Here is a 16,921-nt window from a genome sequence, read left to right on the forward strand (position 1 = left end):
CGCTGCCCGTTTATTCGTTTTAACCTGGGTGAAGGAGCACATCATGACCCAGCCTTCTCACTCGCTTCCTGCTTCACCGCTTGCAGACAGCATTGAGCAAGTCGTTCGTATCGTCGGGCGCACTTTTGCTTGGAGCTATCTGTTATTGATTGCGGTTATCATCACGCAGGTAGTGCTTCGTAAGGTCTTTAATAACGGCCAGATTGCCTTAGAAGAACTGCAATGGCATCTCTACGCCATTGGCGTTTTATTCGGGTTGTCTTACGCCGAAATCACCGGCACTCATGTGAGGGTCGATATCTTCTATCACCGCTTTTCGGCAAGAAAGAAAGCGTGGGTTGAAATCATCACCGTTCTGTTTTTTGTTTGGCCATTCGCCTACGTGATTTTCATTCCTTCACTCGACTTTGTTTATGAAGCATGGCGTGTCGATGAACGATCTAATGCACCGTCAGGATTACCTTGGCGCTGGCTAATCAAATCTGCCATTCCATTTAGTGTTGCGCTGTTGGCATTCGCCAGTTTTGCTCGGCTACTTCGCGCTGTCGCCTTGTTGCGTCAGGGAGGCTCGCATGGAAGCAAATGAAATTCTTATTCTGGCGATGTTCGGTAGTTTTGTTTTGCTCCTTTTTATCGGCATTCCTGTTGCTTGGGTCTTGGGCGGGGTAGGCGTCGCATTTGCCATCATTGGTTACTACAGTGACCTGTATTTTGATACATGGACGGGCTTAGATTTCACCACGCTGGGTTTGGTGGTTAACCGTTTATTCAAAATCATGGATAACTGGATATTGGTGGCGCTACCCATGTTTATCTTTATGGGGAATATGCTCGACAGATCCGGTGTCGCGGACCGATTGATGCAAGCGATGCAAGCATTGTTTGGTCGTGTCCGAGGTGGGCTGGCGATCTCCGTGATGGCGATTGGTATTATCCTTGCGGCTTCAACAGGGATCATCGGTGCGTCGGTCGTATTGCTGGCGACCATGTCTTTACCGGCCATGATCAAGCAAGGTTACAGTTTGCCTTTGGCACTGGGTACGGTTGCTTCTGCGGGAACTCTGGGGATCTTGTTACCTCCATCGATCATGCTAGTGATCATGGCAGATCAGCTTGGCTTGTCTGTGGGTGATTTGTTCATGGGTGCGATGTTCCCAGGTCTGATGCTGGGTGCTATCTACATTGTCTATTTGCTCCTGATTGGTGTGTTGAAACCGCAATCTGCGCCACTGCCAGAAAACGCAAAACGCGCTGATTGGGAGGTGATCAAAGATGTGGCCAAAGCGATTGTGCCAACCTTTGCACTGATCATTGCAGTACTGGGGTCGATTTTCGCAGGTATTGCGACGCCGACAGAAGCGTCTGGTGTTGGGGCGTTTGGTGCGATTTTACTCGCGATGTATTACAAGCGTTTCTCGCTGGCTGTGCTGAAAGATGTTTTGCTGGATAGCTACAAAACCACGGCGTACATTTTTGCGATATTTATCGGTGCAACGTGTTTTGCACTGGTGCTTCGTGAATTGGGTGGGGATGAATTTATCGAGCAAGCGTTTGAGGCCTTACCCTTTGGCCCTTATGGCATTGTCGCTTTCATTCTATTGGTCATTTTCCTGCTCGGCTTCTTTCTCGATTGGATTGAAATCACCTTGATTGTGTTGCCATTACTGGCGCCTGTCGTGATGGGTCTCGATCTGGATATCGGTACGTATCCGGGGTTGGATAATGCTGAACTGGTATGGTTCGTGATGTTGGTTGCGATGGCATTGCAAACCAGTTTTCTGACACCGCCCGTTGGGTTTGCTTTGTTTTACCTAAAAGGGGTGTGTCCGCCGGAAGTGAAGCTGATGGATATCTATAAAGGCGTCGTACCTTTTATCATTCTTCAGCTAATTGCCTTGGTGGTCTTGGTGATGTGGCCCAATTTGATACTTTGGTTACCATCAATTGCCTATGGGTAATCACACTGTGCTGACGACAATATAGGTAGATGGATAATCCAATAAAAGAGGCCGACATGATGTCGGCCTCTTTTTCGGTTAGCGTTTAGCTATTTTAATGACAGCGTTGAGCTAGTCATCACTTCGTAGTGCTTCGAGTTGCTTGAACGCTTCGTGAAGCACGGTACCTGATTTGAACTTGCCTTTTGGATCTAACTTACCTGCGGGCATCCCCGTGAACAATTCGATGGCTTCACTCACATGCTCAATGACATAGATGTGGAACTGGCCTTTTTCGACGGCATGGATGATGTCTTTACGCAGCATTAAGTTATGCGCGTTAGAGCGAGGAATGATCACACCTTGAGTGGCTTTCGGGCCTTTGAGGGTGCAAACATCGAAGAAGCCTTCGATTTTCTCGTTCACGCCACCGATGGGCTGCGATTGACCAAATTGGTTCATGGAACCGGTAATGGATAAATCCTGTCGCAATGGCACGCCAGAAATGGCAGAAACCACGGCACAGAACTCCGCCATTGATGCACTGTCACCATCGACACCACCATAAGATTGCTCAAACGTGATTCGCGTAGTCAGTGGGATTTTTGCTGTTTTACCTAATAATGACGAAAGATAAGCGGTGAGGATCATGACCCCTTTGGAGTGAATATTGCCACCTAGCTTAACGCTTCGCTCTATGTCCAGTACGTCACCCTCGCCAAACGATGTCGTTGCCGTAATGCGGTTCGGTGCGCCAAAACTGAAATCGTTGGTAGTGAGCACCGACAGTGCATTCACTTGGCCGACTTTCGACCCGTGGGTGTCTATCAGGGTTGTGCCTGTCGTAAAGCCTTCCATCACGTAATCGCGCAGACGACTAACACGCATATCGCGGCTCGCCAGTGCTTTTTCGACATGAGATGCACGGATAAGGTTGGATTTACCGCTGCGTGCTTGGTAGTTAGATTCACGCAGTAAGTTGGCAATGTCTGATGAGTGCAGAGACAGTTTGTCCTGATCGCCAGATTGACGAGAACTGTGCTCGATAATGCGACCAATCGCGCCCTGATCGCAGTGCAGGAGGCTATTATCGTGGCATATGCTGGAGATGAACTTTGCGTATTTTAGTTCGCTGTCATCGTTTCGCGGCATGTCGTCTTCAAAGTCTGCCGTCACACGGAACAGTTCGCTGAATTCCGGGTCGTAATGTTGTAGTAGCGCGTACGTTTTGTAATCGCCAAACAGAATGATTTTGACGTTCAGTGGAATCGGCTCTGGTTCGAGAGAGATGGTGCCACTGAGGGTGATTTCTCGTTCCAGTGAACTCAGGCTGACTTTACGCGAGCTTAAAGCACGCTTTAAGCCGTCCCACACATAAGGGCGTTCCAACACTTTGACGGCATCGATAAGTAACACACCGCCATTTGCGCGATGGATACTTCCCGGGCGAATTAAGGAGAAGTCAGTAAACACTGTGCCTTTGTAAGTGGCATTTTCCACGTAACCGAAAATATTGTGATACGTAGGGCTGTCTTCAACGATAATAGGAGGCACATCTTCATCTTGATCGACCAACACGTTGACTTGGTAGCGACGGGGAAGCTTTTTATCCAGTGCGGCATAAGCCAACCCTGCTTGCTCTTCACTTTCTTGCAGGAAAATATCGAGATTTTCGACGATATCACCTTGCATTGCCTTGAGGTATTTTTTCACCTGAGGCAAATCTTGATAGACATCGACAATTTTCTTAAACACGTGAGAAACGACGTCTGTGGCGACTTCTTCATCCAGTTTGAGTTGCTTCTCGGCGTATTGCTCTTCCCATTCGGTCAGCTTACGCACTAACCCACGAAGCTGTACTTCCAGCTCACGGATCACGGTATCGAACTGCGCTTGCTCTTTTTCTGGCAAGGCATCAAAGGTTTCTTCGGTATGCGGCTCTTCACCGTCTAATGCAATGAACTGATAGTCACCGGTGGCCGTGATAGAAAGGCTAATGTTTTGTGTTTTTGCACTTTCGCTCAGTTCTTCCAACGCGCCTTCTTGCTGTTCGGCTAAGCGATTTTTTAGGATGTCGGCGCGTGAGTAGTACATCTCATTGTCGAAGGCCATTGGCAGGGAATTACTCAGCCTTGCCATGAGCTTCTCAATGTCTTTCTTGAGCTTCAAGCCCCTGCCTGTAGGTAATTGCAGTACGCTTGGCATGCGTGAATCCTGAAAGTTGGCGACATAACACCAATCGTAAACAGGGTGGCTATACTGCCAATGGCGACCAAGATAACGCATCACCATGGTGCGTTTGCCAAGGCCATTCTGACCTACCGCATAGATGTTGTAGCCCTTTTCTTGAATCGACATCGCGAACTCAACGGCTTGACGTGCCCGATCTTGGCCGACGATTTCGTCCAATGGCTCAAGATGCTTAGTAGAAGAAACGTTGAGTCGGTTGAGCTGTGAAGTGCGATAGAGCTTGTCACTGGTTAGTGGTGAGTGTGTCATAGCGCTCTCCTTACACTGATTTCTTTGTATAGAACCAGTGTAGCGCTGTTAACTTACTGATTTTGAGATAAAGAAGGGAGGACGTGTTGGCAATGTGGGCTGGCGCACTTTATTCACCTGTATAAGGTGAACAAGTGCGCAAAAAACGTTCATGCTGATGGCGTTTGGGTAGTTAGGTTGTGCGTTTTTTGTTATCGAAAGTTAATGCGCCGTCCATCCACCGTCGATAGCAATGGCTTGTGCTGTGATGTTTTTGGCACTTGGTGAGCTGAGAAAAAGCGCGGTATCGGTTAACTCGCGAAGGGCAATAAATGCTTTTTTGGGCATGGGCTTAAGCATGATGGTATTAATGACGTCTTCTTCGCTGATTTGGTGAGTCTGTGCCTGTGCGAGGATTTGGTTTTCAACCAAGGGTGTTTTGACATAAGAAGGGCAAAGCGTATTGATAGTAACGTCATGCTCTGCGCTTTCAAGAGCGATGGTTTTTGAAAAGCCCAGCAGGCCATGTTTAGCCGACACATACGCGGATTTATAGGGGGAGGCGACTAAGCTGTGAATGGAACCTACGTTGATAATCCGTCCAAAATTTTGCTCGTACATTTGCGGTAGAAAAGCCTTGGTTAACATCGCAGGACCCGTGAGTAATATGTCGATAATCAGTCGCCATTTATCTTCTGGAAATGTCTCCAAAGCCGATACAAACTGAATGCCTGCATTGTTGATCAGTATGTCGACAGGCTCACCCGCACGATCGGGTGCGCTCGCAATGTGCTTGGGATCGGTGACATCGAGTGTAATGCCCTGCACGGGCGCATCAAAATCGCGCTTGAGCGTATCAACCGCTTCGCTTAGTGCGCTGGTGTTGATATCAGAGAGGGTGACGCGGTAACCCGCCTGTGCAAAACCTTGCGCCATACCAAAGCCAATACCGCTTGCGCCACCAGTGATAAAAACATGTTTTGCTGCCATCCGTGTTCTCCATAACGTTAGATAATCTATTTAAACTAAGCGCGAGTCACGACAGCGTCAATCCGCAGTATTACGCAATGGCTGCAAGAAATTGGAGATTTTGCTTATTTCTTAATGGGCTTTACTGGGTTTTAGTTTGCCGATCAGCGAAACAATACCCACTACGATCACACCTGCGATTAACCCGATAAGGCCATGAAGTAACGTTGGCAGCACCGCGGAAATGATATTGCCTAATGAAGGGATTAACGCAGTTTCCTGCGCGGCATCACCGATCCATTCAGACAGTAAATGCACGCCATGTGTCAGAATGCCACCACCCACCAAAAACATCGCAATAGTGCCCACTATAGAGAGGCCCTTCATTAATATTGGAGCGAATCCTAACAAGCCACGACCGATCGCTTGGATAATTGCGCCGCTTTTTTTGCTCAGGTATAAACCCGCGTCGTCGATTTTGACGATGATCGCCACCAAACCATAGACGCCAATCGTGATGATAAAGGCGATGCCAAACAGTGTGATCACTTGGGTAGGGAAATCACTGCCAGAAACGACGCCTAAGGTGATGACGATAATTTCGGCTGATAAGATAAAATCAGTGCGAATGGCACCTTTGACCTTTTGTGCTTCGTACTCGGCGGCGTTTAATGTGGCAGTGTTAAAATCGGTATCTTCAGGTGTCGGTGTGTGTGCTTTATCTTTGTCCTTCTTATGGAAAAAGGTGTGAATAATCTTTTCTGCGCCTTCAAAGCAAAGAAACAATCCACCTAGCATCAATAGCGGAGTGATAAGCCACGGGGCGATCGCACTGATTGCGAGGGCAGCAGGTACCAAAATAAGTTTATTGAGAAGGGACCCTTTGGCGACCGCCCAAACCACAGGCAATTCTCGGTCTGCTTTTACCCCCGAGACTTGCTCTGCATTCAATGCCAAGTCGTCACCCAAGACACCCGCCGTTTTCTTTACGGCCATTTTGCTCATGAGTGCGACATCATCAAGGATGGTCGCAATGTCATCGAGCAAGGTAAGCAGGCTAGCTCCAGCCATGGGATGTCTCCTCATCACATATGATTAGAGGCGGAAAACCGCCTCTAGTTTGTTGTCACTTGTTTGGGTATACATTGTTACCGCATCAAGAGCGTTACAATTGCTGCTCGATGGCTGATAGCAGTTTGTCGATATCTGCTTTTGTTACGTCTTTATGCGTAACAAAACGCATCGCTTTGTGCGCTGGCGACACCAAGATACCGTGTTCTTTCAGTTGGCTCGCAATGGCATGAATATCAATGTGAGACGCAACATCAGCATAGACAATGTTCGTTTGCACGGGATAGATAAAGGTATTGAAACCCTGAATTGCCCCTAGATTCTCCGACAGGTATCGCGCGTTGTCATGGTCATCTTTGAGACGTTCAACGTTTTCGGTCAATGCAATCATGCCCGCCGCCGCAAGAATACCCGCTTGGCGCATACCGCCACCGACCATTTTACGCAGACGACGCGCGCGCTGAATGTAATCCGCATCACCTAGAAGAAGCGAGCCGATTGGCGCACCTAGGCCTTTAGATAGGCAGATGGTCATAGAATCGAAATGTTGACTGATTTCTTTGATATCGACTTCAAGCGCAACAGAGGCGTTATAAACACGGGCGCCATCCAAATGCAGCTTAAGCTTGTGCTTGTTGGCAAACTCACGTGCTTGTGCCAAATAGCTCATCGGGAGAACTTTTCCGCCGATGGTGTTTTCAAGACTCAACAATGTTGTGCGTGCAAAGTGGACATCGTCCGGTTTGACGGCTGATGCCAGTTTTTCAAAGCAAAGAGTGCCATCTTTGTTGTTTTCGATAGGCTGAGGCTGGACAGAACCAAGCACAGCTGCACCACCTGCTTCATATTTGTAATTGTGTGCTTGTTGCCCGCACAGGTATTCGTCACCACGATCACAGTGTGCAAGAATACCGAGCAAGTTTGCTTGTGTGCCAGAAGATGTAAAAACCGCAGACTCGAAACCGTGTCGTTCTGCTGCCCAACGTTCTAATTCGTTGACTGTTGGGTCATCACCATAAACGTCGTCACCCACTGGCGCATTCGCCATGGCATCACGCATTTTTTGGTCCGGTTGGGTTACTGTATCTGAGCGAAAATCAATCATTCCAAACTATCCTGATTACTACTATGATCGAACGACAAGACTACTCCTGATCGCTCAAAAAGTAATTACAAAACATAGCGAATTTCGCCCACGTCTATATGTTGAGCCATTCAATATTTGATGTTGATTGGCATAACGGAAGGCATTAAAAGGAACAACAATGGAGATGTCGTGGCTATTTATCTCGCTCGCGTGTTTGGTGACAGGTTTTTCTAAATTCTCCATAGGTGGGCTTGGCCTGATTATTCTTCCTCTCATGATGCTGGCCTTCCCTGGGCCTGAAGCACTTGGGGTGATCGTCCCGCTATATCTTCTCACTGACTTCGTTGCTGTGATGACTTACCGCAAAAATATCAATTGGGGTGTGCTGGCGAAATTACTGCCTTTTGGCGCCATTGGTGTGATGCTTGGTACCTATGTATTGGGGAGCATTGATTCGAGCACCTTTATGACCATGCTTGGCGTGCTCATATTTTCTTTGCTTGGCCTGTCACTTTGGCTTGATTACCATCCTTTACCGATATTCTCCCATCGATATGCCGCAGGTATTGCTGGTGGCCTTTGTGGATTTGTCGGTGTGCTTGCCAATGCAGCGGGGCCATTGATGGGGTTGTTTTTGCTCGAGCAGAAAATGGAAAAACACGCTTACGTTGCCACCCGTGTTTGGGCGTTTTTGACGCTGAATATACTTAAGATGGTGGGTTTGATCAGCCTTGGGCTTGTGAACATGGAAACGCTCGAAGCCAGTGCAGTGGGTTTGCCTGCATTATTTGTGGGCATGTTTATTGGCTACAAAGTTTTTGCGAAGATTTCAGCGGATCAACTTAAAGTCATCGTCCGGTGTGCAATATCACTTAGCGCGGCACATCTGCTTTTTTTCAAGTCTCAATAAGCAGTAACTCGAAGCAGACAAACAGATACAGATAAACAAAAACCGCAGCCTAAACTGCGGTTTTTATTCGTGCATGCTTTGAGCTTCACTATTTACGTAACCAGACGTCACTGACGCCAGGGGATTAGCTTTTTAGCTGTTGCCAGTAGCGGTTGTAAATGCGTACGGCATCGCCAACGTCATTGGTGAATTCACCTTTCTCCACATCACTATCCGTTGGGAAGATAACATTGTTCTCTGTGTATTCAGCGGACAGTTTTTCTTTCGCGCGTTTACTTGGAGCAGGGTAGCCAAGTTCTTCGACCATGGCTGCTTGGTTCTCTGGACGATACAGAAAATCAATAAACTGATGAGCCAGATCTATCTTCTCCGCGCCTTTGGGAATGATGAAGTTATCCATCCACAAAATTGACCCTTCTTCAGGATACACAAACTCGATGTTATCCATTTCAGCTTGGGCCATGTAGGCATTGCCGTTCCATTGCTGACCAATGCCTACTTCGCCCGTGACAAACGGCACGTGAGGCGCATCTGAATTGTAAACAACGACGCTTGGACGAAGGTCTTTTAGCATCTCGAAAGCTTCTTTGATTTCAGCTTCGTTGGTGGTGTTGATGCTGTAACCTTTGGCTTTCAAAGCCATGCCAAACACGTCGCGTACATCATCAAGCAGCATGATTTGACCGGAAAACTCAGGCTTCCACAAATCCGTCCATTTAGTGACGTTGCTTCCATCAACGATGTCACCGTTGTAGCTGATACCTGTGACGCCCCAAATATATGGCAGTGAATAATCGTTGTTCTTATCGAAAGGCTGACCCATTAAGCCAGGAATGATGTCTTTAACATGCGGGATTTTAGATTTGTCGATTTTTGCCAGCATGCCTTCGTTGCTCATGCGCTCGATAAAGTACGTCGACGCGAATGCGAGGTCGTAGCCTTTACCGTTAAGCAATTTTAGCTTGGTATACATGGATTCATTGTTTTCAAACGTTGAATAGTTAACCCTAACACCGTATTCCTTTTCAAAAGCCGCAATGACTTCCATGGGCATGTATTCTGCCCAGTTGTAGATGTTAAGTACTTCGTTGTTTGCTGAAACGCCGAAAGATACAGTTGCGGTAAGTGCGATGCTCGCCGCTTTCACCCCTTTAAGATTTAGGTTCATTGTGTTTCCCTGTAAGGCTATACCAAGCCGAAATTTGAACGCGCATCATCAAAAGTATTGCCACCAGTGTCAATCAGAAATCAGTTTAAAAAGTAACAATTTCTGTTTCTTACCAACGGCAGCAAATCTCCTTGCTAGTGCTGTGGAGGAGTGCGACTATTCGCCGTCTTTTTTTTCTACTCATGCAGGATTGAGTCACAAGATGGCAACAGAAAACGGGTATATCGACAGCTACTACCAAGCGACGGCAAATGTATTGCCTGAACAGCCAACATTGACTAACGATATCCAAGCGGATGTTTGCATTATTGGCGGAGGGCTGACAGGCACGAATGCGGCGATCGAACTTCGTAAGAAGGGAATGAGCGTCGTTGTGCTAGAAGGGCAACGCATTGCATTTGGCGGTTCTGGGCGTAATGGTGGACAGGCGCTTGTGGGCTATTGCCTTGGTCTGCGTGAAGTTGATGAAACTTATGGCCCAGAATGGGGTAAGCAGCTGTGGGATCTTTCCGTTGAATCCATCGATATCATTCGTGAGCGTATCCAAGAGTTCAACATTGATTGTGACTTTCAACAAGGTTACATCGAACTGGCGCTGAACAAAGGCCAAGAAGAAGAACTGAAATCGTGGCATGCGCTGAAACATGGACGCTATAACTATCCTGTCGCTCAGTGGTGGGATACGGACAAAATCGAACAAGTGGCGAACACGCGTCGATATCTTGGTGGTTTGTTCGATCCAAATAGTGGGCATGTTCACACCCTGAATTACACCCTTGGCCTTGCACAAGCGGCAATTTCTTCAGGTGCGGAAATTTACGAAAATAGCCCTGTCATCAAGATTGAAAAAGGGGCGGGAATCAACACAGTTAAAACCGCCACGGGTAGTGTAAAAGCCAAACAGGTTTTGCTTGCCTGTAATGCCTACCTCAATGGTTTGAACCGCAAAGCGCAATCTATAGTCTTACCGGTTGCCTCTTATATAGCCGTGACTGAACCGCTTGGAGACCGTCAACCTATTACTAATCAGATGGCGATGTCGGATCTGAATAATTGTTTGGACTACCTCCGACCGACTGCGGATGGACGAATTTTGTTTGGTGGTGTTAATCATCCGTTCAATGGTGAGTATTCGGACAGTCAGGAACGTTTGCGTCAACGCATGCTCAAAGTGTTCCCGCAATTGTCTGATGTGAAAATGGAATACCATTGGGGCGGATTGTTCGCTGTGACGCGCAGCTACATGCCCGAAATCACACATCTGGGTAACGATATATATACCGCCCATGGTTACACTGGCCACGGCGTAGGCTTAACTAACATTGCTGGACGTGTTGTTGCAGAAGCAATGGCGGGTCAAGCAGGGCGCTTCGACGTGTTTTCACGTATCAAACAAGGTTGGATTCCGACGCCAGAAGTCTTGCGTAAACCTGCGCTAGCGCTTGCGATTTGGAAATCACAACTGGAAGACGCTCTGGCGAAATAACTTTAGTTTTGCGTGTTATTTTGTGTGTCATAGAGAAGGGGGAGCGTTGCTTCCCTTTTTAATGGCAAAGCTTTAGTGGCTTCGCGTTAGTATCACCATGCACAATAAATGATATGTCCTTTTGATGAGTGCCTTGGAACCGTGCGAACAGACGTGGCTGTTTCTGCTTCTTTTCGCTACAGTATTGATGAACTGCAGGGCGAGTGTTGAGCGAAATGCATCAGAACGATCTTTTTGAACAGACGGGTTGGATTTCATTGCCTGATGGCAAACTTTACTGGCAGCCTGATTTCGTGGATGAATCAGAAGCAAGTACACTCTTTGATGCGTTACTTTCAACATTGCCGTGGCAACAACTCCCAATCAAAATGTATGGACGTGAAGTGCTACAACCGCGTTTACAGGCGTGGTTTGGTGACTGTGGTTATACCTATTCCGGTCTTACGCTTTCCCCAGCTCGATTTCCCCCTCTTATCGAACAACTAAAATCCAGATGTGAGCGCGTTTCTGGCACCGTGTTTAATTCGGTATTGGCAAATCTCTATCGCGATGGTCAAGACTATATGGGATGGCATCAGGACAATGAACCTGAATTAGGGGTTGAACCAAGTATTGCTTCACTCACGTTCGGAGAGGCTCGCCGTTTTGTGTTGAAGCATATTCATACCGGAGAAAAGCGAGAGTTTGAATTAGGATCAGGCTCCTTACTCATAATGGCAGGTAAAACTCAGAGTTATTGGCAGCATACGCTCCCGAAAACCGCGAAAATGAAAGGCCCCAGAGTTAATCTCACCTTCCGCAATATTATTTAGTCGGCCAAATTCAGCCTAATAAAGGCTCGAAATGGTTGATTTATGTCGTCTTTGCCGTGATTTTGAGCGAACGAACTTTTTTTTATCAAATAGTGTTGACTAGATCACGTGAATCCGTAGAATGCCCACCCATACCGCAGCGGGAAGAAATTTCCAGATGCGAATGGACAAAGGCGCGTTGGCAGAGTGGCTATGCAGCGGATTGCAAATCCGTGTACCTCGGTTCGACTCCGGGACGCGCCTCCATATTGCGACACTAGCTCAGCTGGTAGAGCGCAACCTTGCCAAGGTTGAGGTCATCGGTTCGAACCCGATGTGTCGCTCCAAATTTTGTCTTCTGATACGTCGGAAGATAATACTCTGAAGAAGAGTAAGTCTACGCCGTACTTTGAACGGTTAATCGGACGCGGGATGGAGCAGTCTGGTAGCTCGTCGGGCTCATAACCCGAAGGTCGTTGGTTCAAATCCAGCTCCCGCAACCACATTTTATTAGTCGTTGAAAAACGGTTGATATTGCGACACTAGCTCAGCTGGTAGAGCGCAACCTTGCCAAGGTTGAGGTCATCGGTTCGAACCCGATGTGTCGCTCCAAATTTTCATTGTCGATATTATCGAAAGTGAAGCCATGTTAGACATGGCAAGTTGACATCGTACTTTGAACGATTAATCGGACGCGGGATGGAGCAGTCTGGTAGCTCGTCGGGCTCATAACCCGAAGGTCGTTGGTTCAAATCCAGCTCCCGCAACCACATTTTAGCTTTCGATTCGTCGGAAGATAAAGCTCTCACGGAGAGCAAGTTGACATCGTACTTTGAACGATTAATCGGACGCGGGATGGAGCAGTCTGGTAGCTCGTCGGGCTCATAACCCGAAGGTCGTTGGTTCAAATCCAGCTCCCGCAACCACATTTTATTAGTCGTTGAAAAACGGTTGATATTGCGACACTAGCTCAGCTGGTAGAGCGCAACCTTGCCAAGGTTGAGGTCATCGGTTCGAACCCGATGTGTCGCTCCAAATTTTCATTGTCGATATTATCGAAAGTGAAGCCATGTTAGACATGGCAAGTTGACATCGTACTTTGAACGATTAATCGGACGCGGGATGGAGCAGTCTGGTAGCTCGTCGGGCTCATAACCCGAAGGTCGTTGGTTCAAATCCAGCTCCCGCAACCAAATTTAAGCTCGGTGGTTATAGCAAGTTTTTGTCATAACCCTCAGGCCGTTGCAAAGGGTTTGCCCGTTAAAACCCAGTTCTCGCAACCAAATTCGAAAGCCCAGTCATTTGACTGGGCTTTTTTGTATCTACCAGATTTCAGCAATACTTTGTCAATTGTTGTAAAAGCGTTATGCTGCAGTGAAAACGCCTAATAGTTAGAGCCCAGATAGGTAATTTCTCCCACAAGGACGTTGTAGCATGGCTGTTTCTAATGTGGTCTCCTTAGACCGCACCGACATCGAAATTCTCCGTATTCTTCAGACAAACGGTCGCTTGCCTGTTGTGGAACTCGCGAAGCGTGTAAACCTTACAACTACACCGTGTTCCGAACGCGTCAAACGGCTTGAAAGAGAGGGCTATATCTCCGGCTATCATGCGGATATTTCCGCAGAAAAGCTTGGCTTAGATGTTGTTGTGTTTATTCATATGCGTTTGGACCAGACCAACCTGTCTATCTTTGATAAGTTCGCCAAATCGGCATTGTTAATTCCAGAGATCGAAGAGTGTTATTCCTTGTCTGGTGACTTTGATGCCATGGTCAAAGTGCGTGTTAAGAATATCAAAGCCTATCAGCAATTTATGTCTACTCGAATCATCCAGCTCCCTGGTGTGATTCAAACGCGAAGTGAAATTGTTATTGCCGAGTACAAGCGAAGTGCAGGAATTAACCCTGAGTTGATTTCTTTGTCTTGATCTCGAAACGTTAAGACAAAGTAACGGGCAATATCTGTGCCTCATGGTTATTATTTCTGTATATCGACTTTTTTAGAGGTAATACCCCCAGTAGAGACGAGAATTATCGTCTCATTTAGGTAACTTCCCCACGATTCCCTGACTAAAATGAACCTCATAACAATAATGTTAATAAAATGTTGAGGTGTTCTTATGATCGCACCCATTCTGAGAGATACGATCCACTCTCAAAACCAAGCGGTACATACAACCAATGCCGTTGTGATGGTGCCACCCGTTGATTTTAAATTTAATACTGAAACCAGTGCTGATAATGAATTCCAAAAATCATTGGCGTTGTCGGATATTCAGGTGCGTGGAAAAGCTTTGCAGGAATTCAATCAAATGGTTGAGCTGCTGAGAGGTCATGGCGTTAACGTTACTGTGATGAACTATTCGCCAAGCGAAGGTGAAACACCCGATGCCGTTTTTCCGAATAACTGGTTTTCAACCTTGCCAAATGGAGATTTGTACTTATTTCCGATGGCTTGTGAAAATCGCCGTAGAGAAATCCGCCCAGAAACGCTGACGGAAGCACTTGTTACTTCCGGTTTTAATGCGCCAGTGGTACTCGAAATTGGCAGTCTGAGTTCGCCTGATGCGTTTTTAGAGAGTACTGGCGTGATGATCATGGATCATACCAACGCCACGGTTTACGCAGCCCTTTCAGTTCGCTGCGACCGTCAACTGCTTCAAGAGTATGCCGATAGAGCAGGTTTTCGCGATGTTATTTTCTTTGATACCCAAATGTCATCTGGTGCGCCTGTTTATCACACAAATGTGATGATGGCGGTAGGTGAAGGTTTTGCAGTGATCTGTGATGAAATCATTGAAGAGTTTGAACGTCGCCGAGTGCTTGGCTCGCTGCAAAAGACCAAAGATGTGGTCTCGATTACTGAAGAACAAATGGGACATTTTTGCGGTAACATACTTCAGCTGCAAAGCGATAAAGGTGAACGATTGATCGCGATGTCACTGTCTGCCTATAACGCGTTTACGTTGGAACAAAAGCGAGTATTGCGTCAGCACGGAAAACTGGTGCCAATAGACGTGTCCACCATCGAAACCATCGGAGGAGGCAGCGTTAGGTGCATGCTCGCCGAGAATTTCCTTCCTCAATAGAAGCCGCGATGCGGCTTTTTTTCTTTTTCTCCAATCATCTGCGTGAATAACATCCTCCTCACAAGTTGCACAATTGGGTATTCGTCTTATTCTTAAGAGAGTGTTAAACAAAGAACAAATACGATTTAGTGAAAAGGGGTTTGCCCAATCTCTTTACAGGAGCAATGTTATGTCCGAAAGACGATACCGTCTTATCACCCGAAGTGATTTCGACGGGTTAGTGTGTGCGGTACTTCTCAAACACATTGATCTGATTGATGAGATAAAGTTTGTGCACCCAAAAGATATGCAAGATGGCGTGGTTGAAATTAATGAATATGACATCACCACAAATCTACCCTATAACGCCAATGCACATCTTTGCATCGACCACCATGCATCAGAGCTAATTCGCAATCAGGATCTCAATGCCAATTACATCATTGACGCTGATGCACCATCTGCAGCACGTGTTGTGTGGAAGTATTTTGGCGGTGAAAACACCTTCCCAAGTGAATGGGACGAGATGATGGAAGAGGTCGACAAAGGTGATTCCGCCCAATACACAAAAGATGAAGTGTTGTACCCAAAAGAGTGGGGTCTCCTAAACTTCATTATGGATGCACGCACGGGGTTGGGACGTTTTCGCGAGTTTCGGATATCGAATTACGAGCTTATGATGGATTTGATCGAACATTGCCGAGATAAGTCTATCGCAGAGATCATGGAGCTTCCAGACGTTAAAGAACGTGTCGACGTTTACTTTAGCCATAGAGAAAAGTTTCAGGAACAACTTCGACGCTGCGCGTCGGTATGTGGCAATCTGGTCATTCTTGACCTTCGTTTTGAAGATCCGATTTGGGCGGGTAATCGCTTTGAAATTTATGCAGTGTTCCCACAGTGCAACATCTCAGTTCACGTGCTTTGGGGTTTGAAAAAGCAAAATACTGTGTTTGCCTGTGGAAAATCAATATTTGATCGTTCGTCGACAACGAACATCGGCGAATTAATGCTGAGCTATAATGGCGGCGGACATGAGAATGCGGGGACTTGCCAAGTGCCTAATGAAAATGCAGCGCGGGTGCAAGATGAGCTTATTGTAAGAATCAATCAAGATGGGTAATGCTCAAGATTGAGAGTTTGACGACACAGCCTCGTACTGAAAGAGCCTGTGTCGTTATTCATTGAAACAACGCAAAAGTGATTAAGTCGCTGAAAGACTATGCCACAGAAAATTTTGGCGTTAACGGTAACCGATCAAAAGAAACGCCCTTCCATCCGCTCACCACAAAATTCCGAATATTCTGGTGATCACTGCCACCAGGGTGACCGAGAACATCCTCTCTATAGTAGCGACCGAAACAAGCAACCACTGACCGTTCATCAAGCCCATGTAACTTCCCAAAAGCGAGAATCTTACACGACCCAGAGTTCTGCCCAGCTTTGTTGGTTAAGTTCCCATTGACGAATTGGCTCGGGGAAAAGTCGTACAAGCCATCAATCACCGCCATGGTATCTTCAAATTCGATAAGCTCAGGTGTGTTGGTGAGTTTTAGCAAAAAATTGTTAAGTTGCATTTCTATCCTAATTATCATTAAGCGTCACGGGTTCGGATACGCATAATTAAAGCCATATTTTCACTGTGATATTGGATCATTTGCGCGAAAAACTGTACGTGGCGTGTCCATTATTATCACTTCTATCAGGATGAGGCGAGAAAGGGAAGGGCTGTCACCGATATTACTGTGGTTTCGTAAGTTCTGAGTCAATCAGAGTGATAAAAAAAAGAAGTGAAATATTACTTCTCAATGGTACATGAGAAGCGTTTTTGCTGAGATAATCATCAAAGTGCTTTTAAAAACAACGAACAAGCAAAGTAATCCAAAAAAATGTTTACAGGTGCCGAGGAGGCCGTTAATATTCGCGGCAACAACGGAGAGATGGCTGAGTGGTTT

General features: G+C 46.7%; 14 protein-coding genes and 8 tRNA genes. 16 read left to right on the forward strand and 6 right to left on the reverse strand.

All coding sequences use genetic code 11. The features are described 5' to 3' along the window. Positions 1-43 precede the first annotated feature (43 nt). Both A1OO_RS05760 and A1OO_RS05765 read left to right on the forward strand, forming a co-directional pair. Positions 44-586, forward strand: coding sequence for a TRAP transporter small permease subunit (locus A1OO_RS05760; protein ID WP_016958892.1), 543 nt, complete (start codon positions 44-46; stop codon positions 584-586). Continuing rightward, positions 573-1,958, forward strand: a complete 1,386-nt coding sequence (locus A1OO_RS05765) for a TRAP transporter large permease (RefSeq protein WP_017004894.1) — start codon at positions 573-575, stop codon at positions 1,956-1,958. Before A1OO_RS05760 ends, A1OO_RS05765 begins: the two co-directional genes overlap by 14 nt. Before the next feature lie 111 nt (positions 1,959-2,069). Here the strand turns inward: A1OO_RS05765 and A1OO_RS05770 are convergent, their stop codons facing one another. From A1OO_RS05770 to ltaE, 4 genes are all read right to left on the reverse strand, one after another. After that, entirely contained in the window at positions 2,070-4,436 is a 2,367-nt protein-coding gene (locus A1OO_RS05770) for a Lon protease family protein (protein WP_017004896.1), read from the reverse strand. Positions 4,437-4,637: 201 nt separating this feature from the next. Next, positions 4,638-5,405: a 3-hydroxybutyrate dehydrogenase gene (locus tag A1OO_RS05775; protein WP_017004898.1), complete on the reverse strand. Its 768-nt coding sequence runs from the start codon at positions 5,403-5,405 to the stop codon at positions 4,638-4,640. Positions 5,406-5,516: 111 nt separating this feature from the next. Beyond that, complete coding sequence (locus tag A1OO_RS05780; RefSeq protein ID WP_017004900.1) at positions 5,517-6,455, reverse strand: DUF808 domain-containing protein; 939 nt, start codon at positions 6,453-6,455, stop codon at positions 5,517-5,519. Positions 6,456-6,549: 94 nt separating this feature from the next. Then, positions 6,550-7,560 carry a low-specificity L-threonine aldolase gene (ltaE, locus tag A1OO_RS05785; RefSeq protein ID WP_017004902.1) on the reverse strand — a complete coding sequence of 337 codons (1,011 nt, stop codon included), beginning with the start codon at positions 7,558-7,560 and terminating at the stop codon, positions 6,550-6,552. Positions 7,561-7,720: 160 nt separating this feature from the next. Here ltaE and A1OO_RS05790 point away from each other — a divergent pair, with 160 nt between their 5' ends. Continuing rightward, positions 7,721-8,452 carry a sulfite exporter TauE/SafE family protein gene (locus A1OO_RS05790; protein ID WP_017004903.1) on the forward strand — a complete coding sequence of 244 codons (732 nt, stop codon included), beginning with the start codon at positions 7,721-7,723 and terminating at the stop codon, positions 8,450-8,452. 124 nt (positions 8,453-8,576) lie between these two features. Here the strand turns inward: A1OO_RS05790 and A1OO_RS05795 are convergent, their stop codons facing one another. Next, positions 8,577-9,620, reverse strand: coding sequence for an ABC transporter substrate-binding protein (locus A1OO_RS05795; RefSeq protein ID WP_017004905.1), 1,044 nt, complete (start codon positions 9,618-9,620; stop codon positions 8,577-8,579). 202 nt (positions 9,621-9,822) lie between these two features. On the opposite strand from A1OO_RS05795, the gene A1OO_RS05800 reads away from it, so the two are divergent. From A1OO_RS05800 to A1OO_RS05860, 13 genes are all read left to right on the forward strand, one after another. Then, positions 9,823-11,106, forward strand: a complete 1,284-nt coding sequence (locus A1OO_RS05800; protein WP_017004906.1) for an NAD(P)/FAD-dependent oxidoreductase — start codon at positions 9,823-9,825, stop codon at positions 11,104-11,106. A gap of 215 nt (positions 11,107-11,321) precedes the next feature. After that, positions 11,322-11,918 carry an alpha-ketoglutarate-dependent dioxygenase AlkB family protein gene (locus tag A1OO_RS05805; protein ID WP_016958883.1) on the forward strand — a complete coding sequence of 199 codons (597 nt, stop codon included), beginning with the start codon at positions 11,322-11,324 and terminating at the stop codon, positions 11,916-11,918. Between the two features lie 172 nt (positions 11,919-12,090). Further along, positions 12,091-12,164, forward strand: a tRNA-Cys gene (locus A1OO_RS05810). Between the two features lie 4 nt (positions 12,165-12,168). Further along, positions 12,169-12,244, forward strand: a tRNA-Gly gene (locus A1OO_RS05815). 79 nt (positions 12,245-12,323) lie between these two features. Beyond that, positions 12,324-12,400, forward strand: a tRNA-Met gene (locus A1OO_RS05820). 33 nt (positions 12,401-12,433) lie between these two features. Further along, positions 12,434-12,509 (forward strand) — tRNA-Gly (locus A1OO_RS05825). Positions 12,510-12,590: 81 nt separating this feature from the next. Then, positions 12,591-12,667: transfer RNA gene (locus tag A1OO_RS05830), tRNA-Met, on the forward strand. Between the two features lie 79 nt (positions 12,668-12,746). After that, a tRNA-Met gene (locus A1OO_RS05835) sits at positions 12,747-12,823 on the forward strand. Between the two features lie 33 nt (positions 12,824-12,856). Beyond that, positions 12,857-12,932 (forward strand) — tRNA-Gly (locus tag A1OO_RS05840). Positions 12,933-13,013: 81 nt separating this feature from the next. Further along, positions 13,014-13,090: transfer RNA gene (locus A1OO_RS05845), tRNA-Met, on the forward strand. A 241-nt stretch (positions 13,091-13,331) separates the two neighbouring features. Beyond that, entirely contained in the window at positions 13,332-13,826 is a 495-nt protein-coding gene (locus A1OO_RS05850; protein ID WP_016958882.1) for an Lrp/AsnC family transcriptional regulator, read from the forward strand. 192 nt (positions 13,827-14,018) lie between these two features. Next, the gene (locus A1OO_RS05855; RefSeq protein ID WP_017004907.1) at positions 14,019-14,987 is read left to right on the forward strand and encodes an arginine deiminase-related protein; all 969 of its coding nucleotides are present in this window, start codon (positions 14,019-14,021) and stop codon (positions 14,985-14,987) included. A gap of 169 nt (positions 14,988-15,156) precedes the next feature. After that, positions 15,157-16,089 (forward strand): exopolyphosphatase, encoded by a 933-nt coding sequence (locus A1OO_RS05860; RefSeq protein ID WP_017004908.1) that lies wholly within the window; start codon positions 15,157-15,159, stop codon positions 16,087-16,089. Positions 16,090-16,186: 97 nt separating this feature from the next. On the opposite strand, the gene A1OO_RS05865 is transcribed toward A1OO_RS05860, so the two are convergent. Next, positions 16,187-16,543: a HopJ type III effector protein gene (locus tag A1OO_RS05865; protein WP_016958879.1), complete on the reverse strand. Its 357-nt coding sequence runs from the start codon at positions 16,541-16,543 to the stop codon at positions 16,187-16,189. Positions 16,544-16,921 lie beyond the last annotated feature (378 nt).

It is taken from the genome of Enterovibrio norvegicus FF-33, from assembly GCF_000286835.2.
GTDB classification, from domain to species: domain Bacteria; phylum Pseudomonadota; class Gammaproteobacteria; order Enterobacterales; family Vibrionaceae; genus Enterovibrio; species Enterovibrio norvegicus_A.

Excerpts from the sequence above, each read along its gene's own strand:
- A1OO_RS05760 (WP_016958892.1), top strand. The coding sequence starts at position 44 with ATGACCCAGCCTTCTCACTCGCTTCCTGCTTCACCGCTTGCAGACAGC.
- A1OO_RS05765 (WP_017004894.1), top strand. The coding sequence starts at position 573 with ATGGAAGCAAATGAAATTCTTATTCTGGCGATGTTCGGTAGTTTTGTT.
- A1OO_RS05770 (WP_017004896.1), bottom strand. The coding sequence starts at position 4,436 with ATGACACACTCACCACTAACCAGTGACAAGCTCTATCGCACTTCACAG.
- A1OO_RS05775 (WP_017004898.1), bottom strand. The coding sequence starts at position 5,405 with ATGGCAGCAAAACATGTTTTTATCACTGGTGGCGCAAGCGGTATTGGC.
- A1OO_RS05780 (WP_017004900.1), bottom strand. The coding sequence starts at position 6,455 with ATGGCTGGAGCTAGCCTGCTTACCTTGCTCGATGACATTGCGACCATC.
- ltaE (WP_017004902.1), bottom strand. The coding sequence starts at position 7,560 with ATGATTGATTTTCGCTCAGATACAGTAACCCAACCGGACCAAAAAATG.
- A1OO_RS05790 (WP_017004903.1), top strand. The coding sequence starts at position 7,721 with ATGGAGATGTCGTGGCTATTTATCTCGCTCGCGTGTTTGGTGACAGGT.
- A1OO_RS05795 (WP_017004905.1), bottom strand. The coding sequence starts at position 9,620 with ATGAACCTAAATCTTAAAGGGGTGAAAGCGGCGAGCATCGCACTTACC.
- A1OO_RS05800 (WP_017004906.1), top strand. The coding sequence starts at position 9,823 with ATGGCAACAGAAAACGGGTATATCGACAGCTACTACCAAGCGACGGCA.
- A1OO_RS05805 (WP_016958883.1), top strand. The coding sequence starts at position 11,322 with ATGCATCAGAACGATCTTTTTGAACAGACGGGTTGGATTTCATTGCCT.
- A1OO_RS05850 (WP_016958882.1), top strand. The coding sequence starts at position 13,332 with ATGGCTGTTTCTAATGTGGTCTCCTTAGACCGCACCGACATCGAAATT.
- A1OO_RS05855 (WP_017004907.1), top strand. The coding sequence starts at position 14,019 with ATGATCGCACCCATTCTGAGAGATACGATCCACTCTCAAAACCAAGCG.
- A1OO_RS05860 (WP_017004908.1), top strand. The coding sequence starts at position 15,157 with ATGTCCGAAAGACGATACCGTCTTATCACCCGAAGTGATTTCGACGGG.
- A1OO_RS05865 (WP_016958879.1), bottom strand. The coding sequence starts at position 16,543 with ATGCAACTTAACAATTTTTTGCTAAAACTCACCAACACACCTGAGCTT.